The sequence below is a fragment of the Borreliella californiensis genome (assembly GCF_014205885.1).
Lineage (GTDB): Bacteria > Spirochaetota > Spirochaetia > Borreliales > Borreliaceae > Borreliella > Borreliella californiensis.
The window spans coordinates 244,410-264,968 of record NZ_JACHFB010000001.1; the positions used below are offsets into that span (position 1 = coordinate 244,410).

The window sequence follows — 20,559 nt, forward strand, 5'->3', positions numbered from 1 at the left end:
TAATAGCCTTAAGGCTATTACTTATTAATCTTGTTTATGAAATCAACTGTACACTTTGTGAAGTATGATGTGTTTTGGGCGCTTTTATAGCTTTGGTTCCCAATAGGTACGTGTGCGTGTGAATTTTCAAGAAGTATAATAGGAATATCCCTTTTTTCACCCCCATAATTTTTAATAAATTCGTTTATTTTTATTGGATCTACTGTATGATCATTGGGCGTGTGGGCTATTATTAAAGGTATTTTGATTTCATTGAAATTATATGAATTTAATAATTTGACAAGGCCCATCATTGCAATAATTGCATCTACATGTTGTACTTTTGAAGAGTGGCTTTTTATAGTCATATATTCTTTTCGTTTATACTCTTTTGTTTCGAATTTATTATAACCACCTGTTATAAGATATGCAATTTGTCGTCCCCAGGGATAGTAAACGATATTTGTTCTCTTGTCATAAGGGAATATGTTAGGAGAAATTAATGCCACCGAATTTATTTCATTTGGATAGTTTGCTAAGGCCCATATGCTGGCAGCACCCCCATTAGAGGTCCCAATTAATATTAATTTATCACCTATTAATTTGCCAATGTTAATAGCTTCATCAATGTCTCTCAGCCAATCTTGGGTAGTTATTCCCCGAAATGCATTTTTATTGTTAATTCCGTGTCCCTTAAGTCTTGTAAAAAAAATATTTGCATTAAGAGCTTTTGCAATATTATTTGGAACCGGATAAATTTCATTTTTTGATGCTCCAAATCCATGAATATAGACTACAGAATATTTTGTTTTTTGTGCTTTTTCTTTATACCAGATTATTTCTTTTTTTGTATTATTTGCTAAATTAAATTGTAATTCTTCTTTTAATAAGTAATTGTCAATTTCTTCTATGTCTTTAGGTATTGTTTTTTTTAAAAATTCATTTTTAAATTTTATCCTAGGACTAACTAGTATTAAGAGCAATAAGAATATAAGTATAAAAATGATATTTTTTATATTCATAAAGTGATTCCCTTGTTCTCTGCTGGGATATTGTTGTTAGTATGGGTATCTTTTTTGTAGCAATTATTGCAATGCCCTGAGTAAATTATTTCAATAGATTTTGTTTCCCAGTTTTCTCCAAGCTTGTCTTTCAAAATATCTTTAATATCGTCAAGTTGAATAGGGTGGACTTGATTGCATTTATTGCATTTAAAGTGAGCTATTGTGGAAGCCAAGCTTAGATAAAATTTTGTTTCTTTTTGATCAGTAGTTTTTATATCTTTTAGTATATTTCTTTCTTTTAGAATATTTAATGTGTTATATACTGTTGCTTTTGATAGGCTTGGAATTTCTTTTATAAGTTTGTTATAAACTTCTTTTGCTGTAAAGTATTCTTTTGGGTTTGATGCTATGTAGAGAATTATTCTGTTTCTCGAATGAGATGCTTTCATTCCTAATTCCGATGTTAAATTTTTCAATAATACAGGATCGTTTGTAATGCCGACTTTTTCCAATGCGGAATGGACGTCTATTATGTTATCGTTCATATTATTACCTTTTTGTTTAAATTAAAGATTAAATACTTTTTATGTTCTTCTTAGGATAATTTTATACCCAGTTATTAATATTTTACTACTTATTATTTATTTATTTTCATATTTTTTTATATTAGTATAAAAAATTAAATTTTTTATTTTTGAATTCAGTTTTATTTTGTTATCAAAATTATTATTTAATGGTAGTATCATTAAATTTAGTGTTTGAGAGTAATTTATTACATCTTGGATCTTGACTGTGTTATAAGAGCCTCCTATATTCAGAATTAACCATTTTTTAGAATTTATTTTTTCAATTTTATAATTAATTGTATGAATGATATGTTTTTCAACATTTAAAAAGCTTATAAAAAAGTTGCTGTTTTTATCATTTCCTTTAGATATCAAAAATTCTGTACCATTAATGTAGCCTTTAGGATTGTTTTTAGTTATTATTATTTTTTCATAAGTATCAAGATCGCTGTATTTTGCTGTTATTTTTAAATTAGTGCCTTTTGAAATTTCAAATACAGGTATTTCAAGAGCCGAGTATTCAAGAAGATAATCAGGATTGCATTTTTTTAATGTTTTTTTATCTAGATCTATTTTAGAAGGCCATTTTATTTTAATCGATATAAAGAAGCTAGAGATAGTCTCATCTATGAAAAAATCAATTGTTGATTTTTTAGCAGAGTTAAAAGCCAAATATTGTTTTATTCCTAAAATTTTTTCATTTGAGAAGGAAAATGAATTTTCAATAGATGCTTCTTTTATTAATTCTTTTTTTGATGAAACCTTAAAATAGGTTCTAGATGTGTTTAGAAATTCAACTTTTTTATCTTTAAATTTTATTTTATTTAATTTTCCATTTTCGAATTTGATATTGTATTGGTCGTGAGATAGTGTAAAATTCCCTTCCATATTGTATTCTAAATTCTTAGGCACAATTGATTCTGAATTTTTTGCAATTTCATCTTGGTGCTTATTTATTAAAAATGCTCTTAAGCTTTTTTCGTTGATTTGATAATCTTTAAGTCTTTTGTTTTGAAAATTTATTATTGGTTCTTGCTCTTTAAGGGAGTTAAATTTTGGGATTTCTAGTAGTTCAGCAGTAAGCTTGGATCCTTCTAGATTTTGTATCTTAATGCTGTGTAAGTTATTTTCTAAGGCTTTTAAATAAAGTAAAAAATTTTTTAATTCTTGATTGTCATAAGTTTCTTTGATTTCATAAAAATAAATAAGAGTTTCTACGTTGCTTTTTGGAGAATCTATTTTTTGTACTTCATATAAATATTGGCAGTTATTTTTATAAAAAATTAAGTAATTTTTATTATTTTTGCTCTTTCTTATTCCTTCTGTATAATTGAAATTAAGCTTTCTGTAAAGCTCAGTCACCTTTTTTCTAAACTTTTCTATGCTGTATATGTAAAACATAATAGGCTTATTTTGAAATATGTCTTTGTATCCACTTTTGAATGGATTTTTTAGTGCCCAATACAAATCTAAATGTATCTCATCGTGTAGCATGTATTCATGAGGGCTTCCACTGTAAGTTCCAGGCATATATATATCTGTATTGGTTTTGAATCTTTCAAAAAGCCATTTATTCAATTCCTCATGTTCTCTTAGAATTTCAAAAAAGTATATTGGAAATGTCCAATGTATTTTGTAAGCTAGCTGTTTGTGTTCAATTAAATATTTTATATTTGATATTATTGATAACAGGTTATCTTCTGAAAATTTAGTTATTGAAATAATAATGATATAAGTTTTCAATTTTTTTAGTTTTCTAAACATAAATTCTTTGTCTTTATAATATAAAGATTAATTAATATTTACATTATATAATAAAAATTTTTGCTGGTTTTGTATATTTTGTATTTTTTAATGTATAGAAGTAATACGCTATAGCGAATGTATTAAGTTTATGTTAATCTTATATTGTTATATATTAAATTATTTTTATTATAGAAAGGGGTAAAATTTTTATGGCTAAAGACATATATTTTAATGAAGATGCTAGAAAAAGCTTACTTAGTGGCGTTGAAAAATTATCCAATGCTGTAAAAGTAACTCTTGGGCCAAAAGGGAGAAATGTTCTTATTGATAAAAAGTTCGGTTCTCCAACGGTTACAAAGGATGGAGTTAGCGTTGCTCGTGAGATTGAGCTTGAAAATCCATTTGAAAACATGGGGGCACAGCTTTTAAAAGAAGTTGCTATTAAAACAAATGATGTTGCTGGTGATGGAACAACAACAGCTACTGTTCTTGCTTATGCTATTGCAAGAGAAGGCCTTAAAAATGTGTCTTCAGGAATTAATCCTATTGGAATAAAAAAGGGAATAGATCACGCTGTAAATCTAGCTGCTGAGAAAATTCGTCAGTCTGCAAAAAAAATTACAACAAAAGAAGAGATTGCACAAGTAGCTTCAATTTCTGCTAATAATGACAGTTATATAGGTGAAAAAATTGCTGAGGCAATGGATAAAGTTGGAAAAGATGGGGTTATAACAGTTGAAGAGTCAAAAACTTTTGATACTACAATTTCTTATGTTGAGGGTATGCAATTTGATAGAGGATATCTTTCTCCTTATTTTTCTACCAATAAAGAGAATATGACTGTTAATTTTGATGATGCTTTCATATTGATATATGAGAAAAAGATTAGTTCTATTAAAGAGCTTTTGCCAGTTCTTGAGAAAGTTTTAGGGACAAATAAGCCTTTATTAATTATTGCTGAGGACATTGAAGGGGATGCTCTTGCTGCTCTTGTTTTAAACAGTGTTAGAGGAGCCTTAAAGGTATGTGCAATTAAATCTCCTGGTTTTGGTGATAGACGAAAAGCAATGCTTGAGGATATTGCAGTGCTTACCGGCGGTGTTTTAATCAGTGAGGAGCTAGGTCTTACTCTTGAGACAGTTGAGATTGAGCAACTTGGACAGGCTAAAACTATTAAGGTTGATAAAGACAATACTACTATTATTAATACTGGTAATAAAGAACAAATAAAGGAGCGTTCAGAGCTTATTAAAAAGCAAATTGAAGATTCAACATCTGAATATGATAAAGAAAAACTTCAAGAGCGTCTTGCAAAGCTTGTTGGTGGAGTTGCTGTTATTAATGTTGGAGCTGTTACGGAAGTAGAGCTTAAGGAGAAAAAGCATAGAGTCGAAGATGCTCTTTCTGCAACTCGTGCTGCTGTTGAAGAGGGTGTTGTGCCTGGTGGTGGATCAACTCTTATTGAAGTTGCTATGTATTTAGATACAATAGATACAAGCAAATTAAGCTATGAGGAAAAGCAAGGTTTTGAGATTGTAAAAAGAAGTCTTGAAGAGCCAATGAGACAGATTATTTCAAATGCTGGTTTTGAGGGATCTATTTATATTCATCAAATTAAAACCGAGAAAAAAGGGCTTGGGTTTGATGCTGCTAGCTTTAAGTGGGTAAATATGATTGAGAGTGGAATAATTGATCCTGCTAAGGTTACAAGAAGTGCGCTTCAAAATGCTGCTTCGATTGCTGGGCTTTTATTAACAACAGAATGTGCAATCACCGATATTAAAGAAGAAAAAAATACTTCTGGTGGCGGTGGTTATCCTATGGACCCAGGAATGGGGATGATGTAAATTAAAGTTTCACCGGCAAATTTGTGTTTTTTTGCCGGTGAATATTTTATTATTCAAAGGAATTGTTTTGAGTGAGGATGAATTTGTTTTTTGTATAGGCTTTGATTGTTCAAAAGCAATAGTAGATAGGCAGCTTTTAAGAGAAAATAAAGGCAAAAGCGCCAAAGAACTTTTTGAACTTGGGCTTTACAGAAGTGCCTTTAGCAAAGCTCTTTATAGAAATGACGATGGTCTTATTAATTATTTAATTGAAGAGTATAATAAAATAAGTAACTCTAATTATACTAAAAAAGACGATTTTAAGCTTTTATTTGGAGTAGTTTATTCTGATGATATTAATAAGATAAAGGTGACATATATATAGTATAGGAGGTTTTGTGTTTTTATTGCAAGAATTTAGCGGCAATAGTAGCTTTTTGCGAAGTTTGTTAGTTTTTGTGCCTGTTATTGCTATATTTTGGTTTTTAGTGATATCTCCTCAGCGTAAGGAGGAGAAGAATAAAAAAGAAATGATAAAAAATCTGAAAAAGGGTGATAGGGTATTGACAGTAGGTGGAATTTTTGGAGTTGTGAAAAAATTAGGTGATACGGATGTTATTTTAGAACTAAGTCCAAATAACGAAGCAGTATTTATAAAAAACTCTATTGATAAAGTTTTGTCTGAAAAAAATGAAGTTAAAAAAGGTATTATTTAAAGATAAAATTAGAACTGTTAGCTAATAATGGTATTTTTTAAAAATTTTAAGGATTTGTATAATGAAAAAAGGATCTAAGCTTATATTGATATTGTTGGTGACGTTTTTTGCATGTCTATTAATATTTCCGACTATAAAGTGGTATTTTTTAATGAGCATTGAGGATAAAAAAATAAGCTCATATTCGCAAGAGGCTTTAAGGGATTATTCAAAGAAAAAAGCTTTATATGATCTTGTTAAGCTTAAGGAGCTGTATCACAAAGATCCCAATAGCAGCATTCCAACTAGTTTGTCTTATTTAATTCCAATAGCAAAAAATAATTATAAGTCTTCAATGAAAATCCCGCCTAATATTTTTACTGCTAAAACCTTGCGAGAAGGATTTTTGACCGATTCGGATATGGGAGAAGTAAGCTTAGAGATTTATAGATATTATGAGAAGATAAAGAAGAGCAAAAGTAGGATAATACATCTTGGACTTGATTTGTCTGGGGGGATGAGTGTTACTATTTCTCTTGATTATTCAAGTGTTGAGAAAAAATTAGGTCGGTCTTTGACTTTTGCTGAGAGAGAGGATGCTATTTATCGAATAATGCAAATTCTTAAGGATAGGGTAGATAGGTTCGGACTTACAGAGCCTAAAATTGTAAGGGAGGCTGGGGGAAATAAAATTTTCTTAGATATTCCTGGAGAAAAAGATGAGAGTAGAGTAGGTACTCTTTTGAGTGGGAAAGGCAATTTGACGTTTTATGTGGTTGATGACGAGTTTACGTCTCTTTTACATAGAAAAATATTAGAAGCGGGATCTCTTTTTTCTATTCCCGAAATTCAGGCAAGTATGAACCTTCCAGATAGTAAACAAATTTTTCCTTGGTATGTTAAAGATTCTTATGGTGTGGATGATGAGTCATCCGTTCGTTATTATGTAGTTGATGCTAGTCCTGAAAATTCATTTGATGGTGCTCACATTAAAGATGCTGGGGTCTCTAATGATCCCAGAACGGGTCGAGATACTGTTGCTTTTAGTCTTGATGTTGATGGAAGTGAAAAATTTTTTAAATTTACTCAAAAAAATGTTGGAAAGTCTTTGGCCGTTGTTATGGAAGGTAAAATTAAGTCTGTGGCAGGAATTGGCTATGCTATTACTGGGGGCAATGTTTCAATTCAAGGTGATTCTTTTGATAAAAAAGAGGCCTTAGATCTCGCTTTAGTGTTTAAAACCGCAGCTTTTCCAGTTGATATTAAAATAGATGATTTGAGAATAATAGGACCTACTCTTGGTGCTAGGACTATTGATCTTGGTATTAAATCTTCTGCGCTTGCTCTTTGTTTAGTTTTTTTGTTTATGTGTGTTTATTATGGTTTGAGTGGCTTTGTAGCCGGATTTTCACTTGTTATTTATAATGTATTTTTAATTTTAGCAATATTGTCGGCCTTTAATTTTACTTTAACTTTAACAAGTATTGCAGGCCTTATTTTGACAATGGGTATGGCCGTTGATATAAATATAGTTATTTATGAGAGAATTAAAGAAGAAATTAGAGAAGGCAGGAAATTTGAAAATGCTTTTGAAGATGGCTTTAAGAAAGCATTTTTATCAATTATGGACGCAAATATAACGACATTTATTGCGGTGCTTTTTCTAACTCTTCTTGGGACAGGGGTTATTCAAGGTTTTGCGTGGTCTCTTTCTGTTGGAATTGTGGCATCCCTTTTTAGTAGTTTGATTTTTTCAAGATTTATTTTGGAATTTATCATATCTGTTAGAAAAAGCAAATTTATAAGTATATCTTGGAGTTCAAAATATGCAAAGAGTAATTAATTTTTCAAAATATGGGAGCAATGTTTTAATTGTCAGTGTTGTTTTGATTTTGGTTGGGCTTATTTATACTTTTTTTTATCATGGTGGATACAATTGGGGAATAGATTTTTCTTCTAGAGTTAATATTAATCTTTCAATAGAAAAATCAAATATTAAAGAAAATGAAATTAAAGAAATATTCTCTCCGATTTATAAGGCTTTAGATGTCAATAGTATTTTTTCACCAAATGAGAATAAAAGCGAATTCTCTATTATGGTAAAGTCAGATATCATCGATTATGCTTTTAAAACAGAAGTTCAAAAAACAATACTAAATGAACTTAAAAAAAATTTTGATGCTAATATTGAAGTTTTGGATTCTTATTTTATTGATTCAAGTTTTTCTTCTACTTTGAGAAGTAGGTCAATATTTTTGGTATTAGGAACATTTATTCTGATTTTGATTTATATAACTTTAAGATTTAAACTAAGTTATGCTATTGCTTCCATACTTTCAATATTTCATGATATATTTTTTATAATTGCTTTTTTAGGGGCATTTAGAATAGAGATTAATAGCTATATTATTGTGGCAATACTAACCATTATTGGATATTCTTTAAATGACACAATAATTATTTTTGATAGAATTAGAGATAATGTTAAGCGATTAACCGACAACACATTTTTAAATGTGTTAAATATAAGCATTAGTCAAACTTTATCAAGAACTGTTTTGACGTCAGTTACAACATTTGTTGCAGTATTTTCTATTTATGTGTTTACTGAAGGATCTATAAAAGATTTTTCTTTGGTATTTATGGTGGGGGTAATTGTTGGAACTTATTCTTCTGTATTCATAGCATCTCCAATACTTTTTAATCTGTATAAAAAGGTAAAGTAGATCTTAAATAAGATGACATTGTGGCATGAAGTTTTTTGATTTTGGTTCATTAGGATTTTATAGATTTTTTGATTTTCAAAAATACCTTAATTTTAGTATTTTTAGGTATAGTTTAATAAATTATTATTCTTATCGAGAACAGTCAAGCCTTATTAACGATGCTAATTTGCTAAAAGATAAACTTGTATTTTTGGATAAGATTTATAGGGATTTTAATCCTAATATCAATAAATCTTGGGACGCCAATAAAGCTATTTTTTTGGATACTTTACTTATTATTAAGAATTTGATAAGAAAATATCATCCCAATTCCCAATTTTTAGACATTCATGAAGATGAATTGCTAGAAGATGTTTCCTATTTTAATAAATTTATAGACAAGCTTAAATATTTAAATTTTAGAGTAGATCTTAAACAAAAAATTGAAAATTTTGAAAAAAAGAGCAAAGCTCCATTTTCTTGCATAAGAATTGCTACATTTTTTATTCAAGAAGAATTTTTAGATAGACTTAGTAATTCATTGGATTTTTTTTCTAATGAGGCCAATAGCAATAATTTAGATGTAATTAATAAAGAAATTAATGATTATTATGAAAAAGTAGAGCAAATTAAAAAGAGTCGCAATATTAAAGAAACTCATAAAAAATTTATTATAGATCACACAAAAGAAAAAATTGATAAAATCATGAAAGATCATAGTCTTGACATTTCTAAACTGCTTATAAAAGTTGCTTTGCTTGAAATTACAATTCAATGTTTTGATAGCTATTATTTGAATTTATTAGAAATTTTACAAATTCTTTTATCTATTAATAATATAATTGAGATTGGTTTAAATGAATTGCCAGATGCTATTTTTAATGAATGGAATGAGCTTATTTATTTACGAAGAAAAGAGTTTCAAAAATTTGTGTTAATCTCCGATTATGTTTTCCAAAAAAGGATTGTATCTACTATAAATTCTGGAAATTGGAAATTTGCCTTTTTTACTCTTGCTCCTAGGCAAGGGGATGTTTTTCAGTTTTCAGTGGATATTGCTAAGAATTTTGATAATATTGAGGATGGAATCAAAGAATATGAATCTAAAATAAATAAATTTAATGAATATAGGTCGGGTTGGGAGGCAAATTTAAAAAATTTTGGTCATTTATTCTCAGAAACACTTTAGCTGTATATTTCTTTTAATCTTTCGTAAATAGTTTTTACCTCATTATTTATTATTTTTGGAATTTTTACTATCAAAGTGACTTTAAGATCTCTTTTTAAGCTGCTTCCAATTATGGGCATTCCTAATCCTTTTAAATTTAAAATTTCTCCATTTTTTGCGTCTGAAGGAATTTTAAGTTTTATTTTTTTTCCTTCAATTGTTTCAAATAGCTTTTCGCAACCCAAGGCTATTTCCCATGGGTAAACTTCTATTGCTGTTTCTAGGGTTTTTCCATTCAGTTTAAAATTTTTATAACTTGATATATTAAATTTGACTATTAAGCTTTCTTTTGTTCCAAAAATGGGATTAATAGGGCCTTTGTTATTTATTTTTATTTTAGTTGTTTCTAATGTCCCTTTTGGGATTATTATCTCGATTTTTTTATTATTTATAAGTATTATTTTTTTACTTCCCATATAAGCATCATAAAGTGAAATATTTACAGTTATTTCTCTATCTGCTGTTTTTCTTGAAGATCCTCCAAAGATTTTGGAAAAAAAATCTAAATCTTCAAAATTGCCAAATCTTGTGCTGCTAAATTCTCTTTCAAAATGATCGTTGTTGCCATTAAAATTGGCGTTACCTAAAGAGTCGTAATTTCTTTTTTTATCAGGAGAAGATAAAATTTCATAAGCCTCGTTTATTTCTTTAAACTTTTCTTCAGCTATTTTGTTTCCCTTGTTTTTGTCCGGGTGATATTTTATTGCCAATTTTTTGTAAGCTTTTTTGATTTCTTCATTGCTAGCATTTTTTTGTATTCCAAGTATATTGTAGTAGTCTTTGGTCATTAAAAATCTCCTTCTAATCTTCCTTATTTATTATATTTTTTAAATATATTTTTAATATTTGTACCTTATATATGTTATAATTAAACCTAAATTTTTAAAAGACCAATTATGAGAGTAGATCTTTTACCTCTTATCGAGTTAAGTCTTTATATTAATGTGTCATTTTGTTGTAAAGATTTTAGCATTTTTAATAGAATTTTAGAGGAATTAAAATGTCATTTAACCTTATTGGGCAATCCAATTATAAAAACACTTTATGTTAAACATGTAGATTTTTGTTTATGTAGGCAAGATAATTTAAAATTTATTTTCACTTCCTTGTCCAAATATATTAATTTATCCTTATTAGAAGAGTTTACTTTAGAAATTATTCCAGGTTATATTGATTTTGAAAAATTCAAACTTTTGGATGAATTTTGTATTACTAGAATTAATCTTAATGTTCAAAGTTTTTCTTTAGAATTTAGAAAGATTGTGGGGATGCCCGAGATTTCTTATGAAAAATTGAATATTTTGATTAACAATATTAGAAAGTTTCCTTTTGATTTAAATATTGATATGACTATCAACATGCCTTTGCAAAAAAAATATCATCTCAAGCTAGATTTGAAAGAATTGCTTTCATATATACCTGAGCATATTTGTTTTAGCGATTTTATATGTGAAGAGGAAGACTTTATCTTGAGTGGTTTTGATAACGGTATTGATTCGGAAAAGCTGTGGTTTTATGTCCTAGATTGCTTAGAATCTAGTGGATACATTAATTATGAAATTACTAATTTTGCATTAAAGGGTCATGAGAGCAAGCACAATAAGCTAATTTGGAGGTTAAAACCGTATTTAGGATTAGGGGTGCATGCTGTAAGCTTGCTTTTTTGTAATGACAAGAATAATAATGCAAGAGCTTTGATTAGAAAAACCGGTGGTTTTGTTAAAGCAAATAATCACTTAGTAACGTTTGAATTGTTAGATGATTTACAATTTTTTATTTATCATTTTATTCAAGGTCTTGGAAGTATTCAAGGTGTCAGCTTGAGGGCTCTTAGGCTTAGATTTGAATATAATGAGAAACAATTTTTTAAGTTTATTAATTACTGCTCAACTTTAAGTAGAAAATTTGTTTTTGATGATAATGTTATGTTATTAAAAGGGCGCGAAAGATTTAAGTTAGATTTTTATTTAGTAAAAATTATAAACTATTTTAATGATAACTTTTTTAAAGTTAAGTTTAGGCTTCCTTGATTTGTTTGTCTTGGTAATAAACTATTTTTGTGTTTTTATGGTTGAATATTCCAATCTCAAGTATGCCTGGAAATAGTTTGAAGTATTTTTCTGTTCCTTCAGGATTTTCCACATGCATTTTTACATCTAAGATATAATTATTGTTATCAGTTATGATGGGTCCTTTTTTTTCTTTGCAAATTCTTAAGGTTGGCTCTAAATTCATTTCTCCAAGTCTAGTCATAATAAATCCAACAGCATTTTGGGCAATTTCTATGGGAATAGGCATTTTTGTTCCCAATTTTTTTACAATTTTTGTTTCATCTGCTATTATTAGCAATGTTTCTGAATTGTAAGCTATTACTTTTTCCATTAGATGTGCGCCCCCCATTCCTTTTATTAAACTTTTTTTTTCTAATAAAATTTCATCAGCTCCATCAATTGCAATGTCTAGATTTTTGTTAAGTTTTGAAAAATTTGATTCATAAGGAATTTGTTCTTTTGAGAGCAAATATTTTGTATCATTACTTGTTGTATAGAATTTTAAATTTTTCAAGCTACCCGATTTTATCTTTTCGCTTAAATATTTTATTGCATAATAAATAGTTGTGCCTGTTCCGATTCCAAGGTTCATATTGCTTTTGATATAATGATCAATTGCATATTTTGCTACTAAAATTTTTTGATTTTCCATAAATTTTTTTCCCTGATTGATAAGCTTAAAGCTTAATGTATTTTAAAGTATATCATTATTTAATTAAGGTTGAAATCTTGACTAGATTTTGTGCTAATTTATAATTATTAGTATTAGTAAATAAAATAATATGCTAGGAGATTTTATGTATAAATTAGTTTTAGTAAGACACGGAGAGAGTGAGTGGAATAGAGAAAATCTTTTTACTGGCTGGACAGATGTTAAACTTTCTGATAAAGGTATCGATGAGGCTGTAGAGGCAGGTTTGCTACTCAAGCAAGAAGGTTATTCTTTTGATATTGCTTTTAGTTCTTCATTGTCAAGGGCTAATGACACTTTAAATATTATTTTGCGAGAACTAGGTCAATCTTATATTAGTGTAAAAAAAACCTGGAGATTAAATGAAAGGCATTATGGGGCTTTGCAAGGTTTAAATAAGTCAGAAACAGCTGCAAAATATGGGGAAGATAAAGTTTTAATTTGGAGACGCAGTTATGATGTGCCCCCAATGTCTTTGGATGAGTCTGATGATCGTCACCCCATAAAAGATCCAAGATATAAACATATCCCTAAAAGGGAGCTTCCTTCAACAGAGTGTCTTAAAGATACTGTTGTAAGAGTTATTCCTTATTGGACTGATGAGATTGCAAAAGAAGTTCTTGAAGGTAAAAAAGTTATTGTTGCTGCTCACGGCAATTCTTTAAGGGCGCTTGTTAAATATCTTGACAATTTAAGTGAAGAAGATGTTTTAAAGCTTAACATTCCCACAGGCATTCCTTTAGTTTATGAATTAGATAAAGATTTAAACCCCATTAAGCATTATTATTTAGGTGATGAAAGCAAAATTAAAAAGGCAATGGAATCTGTTGCTAGTCAAGGAAAGTTAAAGTAACGGTTTATTTGCATTAAAGTGGTAATAAGTCATATAATTATGACTTATTTTTTTATTAATTTTAAGGCTTAAATATATTTATTTGCAATCTTTTCAAAGCGATCAATACCAATTATTTTGATAAATCCAGCTAATTTGGGACCTTTTTCTTTATCGATTAAAATTTTATAAATTTGTTTAAAAAACAAGGCGGGTTCTATATTATTTTCTCTTGAAGTTTTATATATTTCGTTTTGAATGTCTTGTTCTGTAGCAACTTCAAAATTTTTCTTTAAAAAATCCAAAAGTTCAGTAATTGCTTTTTTGCTATTTTCTTCTAGTATTTCTATATTATCAAATTTAGATCTTAATGAAAATTTAAAATCCTCAGGTGCAAAATCTCTTATCCAATTAATTGCGCAGTTTATTTTATTTATTAGTTTGTCTTTTTGATCTTCTTGAACGTTTTTCAAGTAATTTAAAATTTTATTTATATTATTTTCAAATATTTGGCAGATTACACTTAAATGTCTAAATCCGATTTGATAAGGCATTCTTTTGCTTGGCGTGTATGGTTGAGATAGTTCGTAAATTCTTTTAAAAGTTCTTTTTTTTTCTTCTTTTACATCTTCTATTCCATAGTAGATTCTCTCAAACTTGTCGTAATCTTCGTATATTTTAATTACGTCAAGATCAAATGAGATTGAAAATTCAGTATTTGGTTTTGTAGCAACAAATAAAAATCTTGTGACTTCGGGTGTGTAGACCTCAAGAACATCTTTAAGTGATATGACATCTCCTGATGAGGAGGATATTTTTCCACCACGTCCTTTTATTGAAATAAAGTCATATTGAAATGTTACAGGAGGGCTACCTTGAAAAATTTTTATAATATTTTTAGATGTATCAAAACTGCCGCCACTGCTGTGGTGGTCTTTTCCTGCAGGTTCAAAGTCAACTTTTTCATATTTCCATCTCATGGGCCAATCTATTCTCCAAGGAAGTTTAATGGCCCATGTGGTTCTTATATCTAGAGATTCTTGATTACCACATTCACATGAGTACTCAACAGAGTAATGATTGTCATAATTATTTACAGTTGTTGTATCTCTATTGCATTTTGTACAAAATATGCTGATTGGATACCAATTTTCTTCAAGCTTTGAAGTTCTATATTCGTTTAATGCTTCAGAGAGTTCTTTTTTATGATCAAGTGCAAATTTTATTTGGCTTGCATAAGCATTGTTGGTATATTGTTTACTTTGGTCAATGAATTCAGGATTGATCCCCACTATAGGCAGATATTTTTCAAATTCAATTTCATTGGCTCTTGCATAACTTGTTTTGTGGCTTCTTGTGTCAGGGACTCTTGTTATTGCTTGCCTTAAATAAGTTATAAGAAGTTCTTGTTCTGGCATATTTTTGGGAACTTTTCGAAATACGTCGTAATTATCCCAAGAATAAATAAATCTTACTTTTGATCCAGAGTCTCTCAGAGCTCTTGCTACAAGGTCTACCGAGATAACTTCTCTGAAATTGCCAATGTGCACAGTTCCAGATGGAGTAATTCCTGAGGCTACTGTGTATAAGTCTTTTGGACCTTTTTCTTTTTTTATTTTTTCTGCGTAAAAATCCGCCCAGTGCGCTGTTTTCACATTTTGTTCCTAATTTAAATTTAGGTAAATTTTAACATTTTGTCTTTCAAGTTTCAAGAATTTAGGAAATTGTAGTTGAATGTTAGTTTATAAGTCTTTTTATTAGTTTGTCTTCTTTGTTCCAATTTTTTTTAAGCTTTACCTGTAAGAATAGGTTGCATTTTGTTTCAAAAATTTTTGCAATTGTTTTTCTTGCTTTTTCTCCTATTGATTTTATTTCTTTCCCGTTTTTCCCTACAATTATTCCTTTTTGACTTTCATTTGCTACAAAAATATTTGCCCTGATAAAAAGACTTCCTTTTTTATTTTCTAAGGTATCAATATCTACATACAAAGAGTAGGGAAGTTCTTTTTTTAGGTTTTCAATAGCTTTTTCCCTTATTATTTCGCTAATTCTAAAATTTATTTCTTGATCGGTGTAGTATTCTTGTGGATAATAAAGCGGGCCTTCTGAAAAATTTTCATAAATTTTATTTTTTAATTCTTCTGTGTTAATTTTTTTTTCAGCAGATATTTTAATTATGTTGTTATCTTCTATTCCTTTTTCTTTTAGAAATTGTGCTATTTCGTTTATTTTTGCATTTTTAAGATCAATTTTATTGAGTATTACTAAAAATTTAATTTTAGAGTTTTTAATTATTTCTAACATTTTATTTTCTTCCTCTCCAGGTTTGTCTTGAATGTCTATTATGTATAAAATAAGTTCAACTTCTCCTATTGAAGAATGTATGTTTTTCATCATTGCAATATTAAACTTTTTTTTACTTAGATGAAATCCTGGTGTGTCTATAAAAATAATTTGTCCTCTGTGGTCTGTAAAGATTCCTTTTATTTTATTTCTAGTTGTTTGTGGAATAGGGGATATTATTGATATTTTATGTCCGCATATTGAATTTAAAAGGGTAGATTTTCCAGTTGATGGTCTACCAAGTATTGCTGCAAATCCCGATTTCATGTTTTAGCATTCCTTAAATATGTAATATTCATATGTTTTTTATTATAATTAATTATATATTATTTTAAATACTTATTTTTAAGTAAAATTTGAGGAATTTTCGTTTGGCAAAGGTAACTTTTGAAGTTTTTTGTGAGCAATGTGGTGAAAAAGTTGGACTTAATCGGTCTGTTTGTCCTAATTGTGCTGCTAAGCTTGGTGATATTGAATGTCCAAAGTGTAGGCACGTAGGTCCAGTCTCCGCTTTTGGAGAAGGTTGTCCTAATTGTCACTACAGTCCTTTTCAAGAGCTTAAAGAAAAACCCTTTAAAAGAAAAGAAAGATCAAGAATGGTAAGCAATAGAGCAGCTTCTAAAGTCTTTGTAAGGCTTTTCCATTTTGGGATTAATGCTGATATTTTGCTTTATTTATTTTCAAGTTTTTTATTTGTTATACTTTTTCTTTTTATTGTTTATGGCTAAAGGCTTTTTATGGGTATTACAGTTTTTTATTTATTTTCTATTTTTACATCTTTTGTTATGGGTTCTAGTATGGAGTCTGTTAAAGAGAATATTCTTAAAAGTACTATTTTTTATTATGATGTTGAAGAAGTTGAATTTCCTTATGCTAGGAAGCAGACTTTACAATTTATTGCTAAAACCCATTTAAAATATGCTGTTTTTAATTTTGACAAAAATAAAATGTTTTCGTACACTTTTGTTTTTGATAAAAAATTAATATCTCAGTATGCAATTTTTATTGAGGTAAAAAAAAAGTTTGGCGAGGCTACACTGGTAACACCTTTGAATTATTTATGGGATCTTGGTGATTATATTATTGTTTTAAATAAAAATATTTTAAGAATGACTTTGAAATCTTATATTTCAAATTATAATAAATGATTTTTAATAAGGCTTATAATTGAAAAAAATTTTAAAACGGTTTTTATTTTTAGTTTTGTCGATGTCTTTTTTATCTTTTTCCGATCATTTTTATGATAAAGAAATTGTGATAAATGGATTTAAGTTTTTTGTAAAAATAGCATCTAATGAGTTTGATAGGGCAAAAGGTTATATGGGTACTCAAAAGGTTGAATATGGCAGTGGGATGCTTTTTGTTTTTAAAAAAGAGCAAAATTTATCTTTTTGGATGGAAAATACACCTTTGCCGCTTGAAATAGCTTATATTAATTCAAATGGAATTATTAAAGAGATTTATGATTTAGAACCGTACTCTAGGGCAAATGTTAATTCTCTTTATAAGGCAAAGTATGCTCTTGAGCTTCCAAGGGGCTCATTTTCTAAATTTAGAATAAAAATAGGTTATAAGGTGCATTTTTGCTTTGATATTAATTCTTTATTAGTAGAATAATTTTGAAATTATTGGGCTTTTATTTCTTGAAGTTCTTCTTCAATTTGATCTTCTTTAAGATCATTTTTATCAGATTCTTTTGTTGAATTTATTTTTTCTTGCTTTAAGGTAGATTGTTCGCTTGATTCATTTGTATTGTTATTTGTTTCATTATTGTCAATGTTTTCGTTGTTGGTTGTTATTATTTTTTTAAAAATAGTTATTGTTGATGCAATCTCGTCAATTGAATCAAGCAAAAATGTATCACTTGCGAATTCTTCTGCTTTTACAATATATACTAAAGAGTTGAGTCCTTTTTCTGCATTATGAATAATCTCCCACGATCCGAATACTCTGTTATTATAGCTATCGCTCATAAGGGAGTCAGATATTTCTTTTATTTTTTGTGTGTTTATATCAAATACTTTTACAATTCCAAATATTTCTCTTATCTTTGAATTTTTATATGAGTTTAGTCTTGATCTGATGATTACCTCTTCTCTTTCGTTATTGTTTATATCTTTAAATGCTATAAAGTCATTTTCTGAGTCTATTTTATATTCAATTTTGTTTTTATCTAAAAATTTTTTAATTCTCTTGTCGTATTGTATATTCTTATGATTGCAAGAAATGAGTGCAAAAATGATAATAATCATACCGTAGAATAATGTATTAATATTCATTATTCTTGCAATTAACATTGTATTATGTAACATATGATTATTATAATTTAATTGTAAGGATTTTAAAAGTAATTTATGCGTCTTCCAGGTAGTGGCTATTCATATACTGTTATTCAATCTAAAAATAATTATTCACAAAAATCTTCTTTTGGAATTTCTTTTGTAATATTAAGCAGAGGAACAAAAATTTTTAGAGAAGATTTGTTTGAATTTTTATCAAATTTTGACTTTATAAGAGAAATAATTTCAATTGAAAAACAGAGTAATAGAAGTTCTTTGCAGTTCATTTCAGAAAGTTATGGCAAGTTAAAATTTATTTTACTTTCTGATGATTTAAATTCAGGAGAAAAGGTTAATTTAGCAATGAAAGAATCCAGCTGTGATTTTGTTTTTGTTTTGCAAAGTGATATGTACTTGTTAAATCCTTTTTGGATTCCAAATATATTCGATGAAATAGTTAAAAAAAATGTTCTTCTTGTTGGGGGTGAGTTTTTTGATAAAGAAGAGGAAATGATTCCTTCAATTTTTCTTCCTAGCATAGATAAAAAGCAAAAGTTTAAGGTAATTTTAGTAAATTCTGAAAAAGACTATGAAAAAACTTTGATTACCATGGATTATTGCGGACTTTATTCTAAAGAGAAATTTTTACAGCTTGGAGGTTTTGACTCAAGGATTCAAAATGAATATTTTCAAAGAATAGATTTTGGGCTAAGAGCTGTTTATTTTGGTGAGCATGTTTATATTTATAGAAAGCTGAGAATCCAGTATACTGCATTAAATTCACCAGAAAATTTAACCAAAAGTAAAAGTTTTTTGATTTTTTTGCTTAAGAATTATGTCCCAATTTTTGTTGGAAATGGCGTTGTTTTTTCTTTTTTTAGGTTTTGTAAAATTTGTTTAAAATACAAAATTAATCCTTTTCTCTTCCAAAAAGAGTTTAAGCAGATAAAAGGTGAGATTGTTAAAAATAGCTTAAGATTTAAAGGAGACTTAAAGAGTGCCATTGAGCTTTGGGAAAATGATATTATTGATTGATTTGATTTTGTTTTCATACTTAAGCTTGTATTCTAAGACCTCCGATTATTTAAATGTTCTTGATTTTTTTGATACTAATGTTTTCAAGTTCGATTTTAACATTGAAAATGATGTTTTTACAATTGAAAATGATAAGGGATATTTAAAGTTTAGGGTAGGCTTTGAATATGCGCTTACATCTTCTGGTTATTATATGTTTGTAGACCCAATTATTGACATTCGTGGAGAAATTTTAATAAGTCAAAAGGTATTAAAAAAAATTGAAAATTATTTCAGTTCTCTTAAAGGTTATAATAAACCCAGAATTACTTCGATAATCATTGATCCTGGACATGGTGGACACGATACTGGTGCGGTTGTGACTTTAAAGATAAATGGTTATGATGTTGTGCTTAAGGAAAAAGATTTTGCATTAACCTATTCTATATATTTGTCTAAAATTTTAAGTAATTATTTTGTTAATAAAAATGTTTTATTAACTCGTATAAATGACGTTTATTTAACTTTAAAAGAACGGTCAGAATTTGCAAATGCAATAAAGCCAAATTTTCCCAATAATGTTATATTTTTATCCATACATGCTAATGATGCTCCAAATAGTGAAGCTAGGGGAGTTGAATTTTGGTATCTTCCTAAGGATTCAAAAAGAGAAGTTATTAAAGATTTTAAGGGATATGATATTAAAGGTAATAGATACTTAAGCGAGCTTAATGATATACTAGATATCAAATATAAATATGAATCAAAAGTCTTGGCTGAAATTTTATATAAAGTTTTTAAAAGTGAGTTAAGCGAAACTAATATTAGGCCAATCAGAGAAGAGCAATGGTTTGTAATAAAAAACAGCAGTATGCCGGCTGTGTTGATTGAAATGGGGTTTTTGTCCAACATTTTAGATGCTAAATTAATTTTGGATTATAATTACATGAGCAAGTTTAATATTCTAATACTTAAAGCTTTAATGGAATTTATAAATTTTTATGAAAAATAATATTTCGGATGTATTTTTTAAGTATAATGCAGTGATTTATGAATTTTTAAATTCGAAAAAAGAGCATATGGTTAGAGTGCTTTTGGGGTCTTTGGCAGCAAGCTTTTTGTTTTCTATTTGTATGGTTTTTTTAAATTATGACAATCTTTTTTCAAAAAAGGTTTTTTATTTTCATTCTAGCAAGGGCTTTGTTGCTAATTTAAGATATTTAAGAGATGGAAAAAATTTGAAAGATAATTTAGATCTTTTAGTAAAAGATTTTCTTTTAGGAAGCAATGAGGGGTTTTCTTTTGGATTTTTATTAAGTGATGCAAGATTTTTATATTCTTTTTTAGAAAATGGAATTTATTATATAAATCTTTCAAGAGAATTTTATGATTCTTTTAATAATGATGATTATAATGAATCTTATGAATCTTTTGATGTTAAGGTTAATCTGTTTGCTATTTCTTTAATAAAAACAATGCGCTTTAACTATCCCGGTAAAATAAAAAAGCTTGTTATTCTTATTGAAGGGTGTATCTTGAAAGAGCAAAGTTGATAAATTTAATTTTACTAATAACAACAATTAAAAAACGAAAATTTTAT

Annotated in this window: 22 protein-coding genes; 14 read left to right on the forward strand and 8 right to left on the reverse strand. The window is 28.1% G+C overall.

What is annotated here, in order from left to right; genetic code table 11:
* Positions 1–17 precede the first annotated feature (17 nt).
* The 3 genes from HNP67_RS01170 to HNP67_RS01180 all read right to left on the reverse strand — a co-directional run bounded on the left by HNP67_RS01170 (position 18) and on the right by HNP67_RS01180 (position 3,313).
* Positions 18–1,001 carry an alpha/beta hydrolase gene (locus tag HNP67_RS01170; RefSeq protein ID WP_184124205.1) on the reverse strand — a complete coding sequence of 328 codons (984 nt, stop codon included), beginning with the start codon at positions 999–1,001 and terminating at the stop codon, positions 18–20.
* Positions 998–1,528 (reverse strand): oxidative stress transcriptional regulator BosR, encoded by a 531-nt coding sequence (gene bosR / locus HNP67_RS01175; protein WP_184124206.1) that lies wholly within the window; start codon positions 1,526–1,528, stop codon positions 998–1,000. The genes HNP67_RS01170 and bosR overlap by 4 nt, the downstream gene beginning before the upstream one ends.
* 96 nt (positions 1,529–1,624) lie before the next feature.
* The gene (locus HNP67_RS01180; protein WP_184124207.1) at positions 1,625–3,313 is read right to left on the reverse strand and encodes a histidine kinase; all 1,689 of its coding nucleotides are present in this window, start codon (positions 3,311–3,313) and stop codon (positions 1,625–1,627) included.
* Positions 3,314–3,504: 191 nt separating this feature from the next.
* Here HNP67_RS01180 and groL point away from each other — a divergent pair, with 191 nt between their 5' ends.
* The 6 genes from groL (at position 3,505) to HNP67_RS01210 (ending at position 9,710) form a co-directional block, all read left to right on the forward strand.
* Positions 3,505–5,142 (forward strand): chaperonin GroEL, encoded by a 1,638-nt coding sequence (gene groL, locus HNP67_RS01185; RefSeq protein ID WP_184124208.1) that lies wholly within the window; start codon positions 3,505–3,507, stop codon positions 5,140–5,142.
* 67 nt (positions 5,143–5,209) lie between these two features.
* Positions 5,210–5,506 (forward strand): hypothetical protein, encoded by a 297-nt coding sequence (locus tag HNP67_RS01190; RefSeq protein ID WP_184124545.1) that lies wholly within the window; start codon positions 5,210–5,212, stop codon positions 5,504–5,506.
* Entirely contained in the window at positions 5,499–5,837 is a 339-nt protein-coding gene (gene yajC, locus HNP67_RS01195) for a preprotein translocase subunit YajC (protein ID WP_184124544.1), read from the forward strand. The genes HNP67_RS01190 and yajC overlap by 8 nt, the downstream gene beginning before the upstream one ends.
* A 61-nt stretch (positions 5,838–5,898) precedes the next feature.
* Complete coding sequence (gene secD, locus HNP67_RS01200; protein WP_184124210.1) at positions 5,899–7,659, forward strand: protein translocase subunit SecD; 1,761 nt, start codon at positions 5,899–5,901, stop codon at positions 7,657–7,659.
* Complete coding sequence (secF, locus tag HNP67_RS01205) at positions 7,643–8,542, forward strand: protein translocase subunit SecF (RefSeq protein ID WP_184124212.1); 900 nt, start codon at positions 7,643–7,645, stop codon at positions 8,540–8,542. The genes secD and secF overlap by 17 nt, the downstream gene beginning before the upstream one ends.
* Positions 8,543–8,567: 25 nt before the next feature.
* Positions 8,568–9,710, forward strand: a complete 1,143-nt coding sequence (locus HNP67_RS01210) for a hypothetical protein (RefSeq protein WP_184124214.1) — start codon at positions 8,568–8,570, stop codon at positions 9,708–9,710.
* Here HNP67_RS01210 and HNP67_RS01215 read toward each other — a convergent pair.
* Positions 9,707–10,537, reverse strand: coding sequence for a DnaJ domain-containing protein (locus tag HNP67_RS01215; RefSeq protein WP_184124216.1), 831 nt, complete (start codon positions 10,535–10,537; stop codon positions 9,707–9,709). The two genes, HNP67_RS01210 and HNP67_RS01215, sit on opposite strands and share 4 nt — an antisense overlap.
* A 108-nt stretch (positions 10,538–10,645) precedes the next feature.
* On the opposite strand from HNP67_RS01215, the gene psgB reads away from it, so the two are divergent.
* On the forward strand, positions 10,646–11,779 hold the full coding sequence (gene psgB / locus HNP67_RS01220) for a HemN-related non-iron pseudo-SAM protein PsgB (RefSeq protein WP_184124218.1): 1,134 nt from the start codon (positions 10,646–10,648) through the stop codon (positions 11,777–11,779).
* On the opposite strand, the gene rpiA is transcribed toward psgB, so the two are convergent.
* A complete protein-coding gene (rpiA, locus tag HNP67_RS01225; protein WP_184124220.1) occupies positions 11,766–12,452 on the reverse strand; it encodes a ribose 5-phosphate isomerase A in 687 nt (228 codons plus the stop codon). The genes psgB and rpiA overlap by 14 nt on opposite strands.
* 145 nt (positions 12,453–12,597) lie before the next feature.
* Between rpiA and gpmA the strand changes: the two genes are divergently transcribed.
* Entirely contained in the window at positions 12,598–13,344 is a 747-nt protein-coding gene (gene gpmA, locus HNP67_RS01230) for a 2,3-diphosphoglycerate-dependent phosphoglycerate mutase (RefSeq protein WP_184124222.1), read from the forward strand.
* Positions 13,345–13,412: 68 nt separating this feature from the next.
* Here gpmA and lysS read toward each other — a convergent pair whose 3' ends face one another.
* Positions 13,413–14,978, reverse strand: a complete 1,566-nt coding sequence (gene lysS / locus HNP67_RS01235; protein ID WP_184124224.1) for a lysine--tRNA ligase — start codon at positions 14,976–14,978, stop codon at positions 13,413–13,415.
* Positions 14,979–15,060: 82 nt separating this feature from the next.
* Positions 15,061–15,933 (reverse strand): GTPase Era, encoded by an 873-nt coding sequence (gene era, locus HNP67_RS01240; RefSeq protein WP_184124226.1) that lies wholly within the window; start codon positions 15,931–15,933, stop codon positions 15,061–15,063.
* Positions 15,934–16,037: 104 nt separating this feature from the next.
* On the opposite strand from era, the gene HNP67_RS01245 reads away from it, so the two are divergent.
* The 3 genes from HNP67_RS01245 to HNP67_RS01255 are packed head-to-tail and all read left to right on the forward strand — an operon-like array spanning position 16,038 to position 17,283.
* Positions 16,038–16,394 (forward strand): hypothetical protein, encoded by a 357-nt coding sequence (locus HNP67_RS01245; RefSeq protein WP_184124228.1) that lies wholly within the window; start codon positions 16,038–16,040, stop codon positions 16,392–16,394.
* Between the two features lie 9 nt (positions 16,395–16,403).
* Positions 16,404–16,814, forward strand: a complete 411-nt coding sequence (locus tag HNP67_RS01250) for a hypothetical protein (RefSeq protein WP_184124230.1) — start codon at positions 16,404–16,406, stop codon at positions 16,812–16,814.
* A gap of 19 nt (positions 16,815–16,833) precedes the next feature.
* Entirely contained in the window at positions 16,834–17,283 is a 450-nt protein-coding gene (locus tag HNP67_RS01255; RefSeq protein WP_184124232.1) for a DUF192 domain-containing protein, read from the forward strand.
* An 8-nt stretch (positions 17,284–17,291) separates the two neighbouring features.
* Here the strand turns inward: HNP67_RS01255 and HNP67_RS01260 are convergent, their stop codons facing one another.
* Positions 17,292–17,963, reverse strand: coding sequence for a hypothetical protein (locus HNP67_RS01260; protein ID WP_184124234.1), 672 nt, complete (start codon positions 17,961–17,963; stop codon positions 17,292–17,294).
* Positions 17,964–18,020: 57 nt separating this feature from the next.
* On the opposite strand from HNP67_RS01260, the gene HNP67_RS01265 reads away from it, so the two are divergent.
* From HNP67_RS01265 to HNP67_RS01275, 3 genes are read left to right on the forward strand one after another with little or no spacing between them, the layout of a single operon-like run.
* Positions 18,021–18,980: a glycosyltransferase family protein gene (locus tag HNP67_RS01265; protein ID WP_184124236.1), complete on the forward strand. Its 960-nt coding sequence runs from the start codon at positions 18,021–18,023 to the stop codon at positions 18,978–18,980.
* Positions 18,973–19,971 carry an N-acetylmuramoyl-L-alanine amidase gene (locus HNP67_RS01270; RefSeq protein ID WP_184124546.1) on the forward strand — a complete coding sequence of 333 codons (999 nt, stop codon included), beginning with the start codon at positions 18,973–18,975 and terminating at the stop codon, positions 19,969–19,971. The genes HNP67_RS01265 and HNP67_RS01270 overlap by 8 nt, the downstream gene beginning before the upstream one ends.
* A complete protein-coding gene (locus HNP67_RS01275; protein ID WP_184124239.1) occupies positions 19,961–20,512 on the forward strand; it encodes a flagellar filament outsheath protein in 552 nt (183 codons plus the stop codon). The genes HNP67_RS01270 and HNP67_RS01275 overlap by 11 nt, the downstream gene beginning before the upstream one ends.
* Positions 20,513–20,559: the final 47 nt, after the last annotated feature.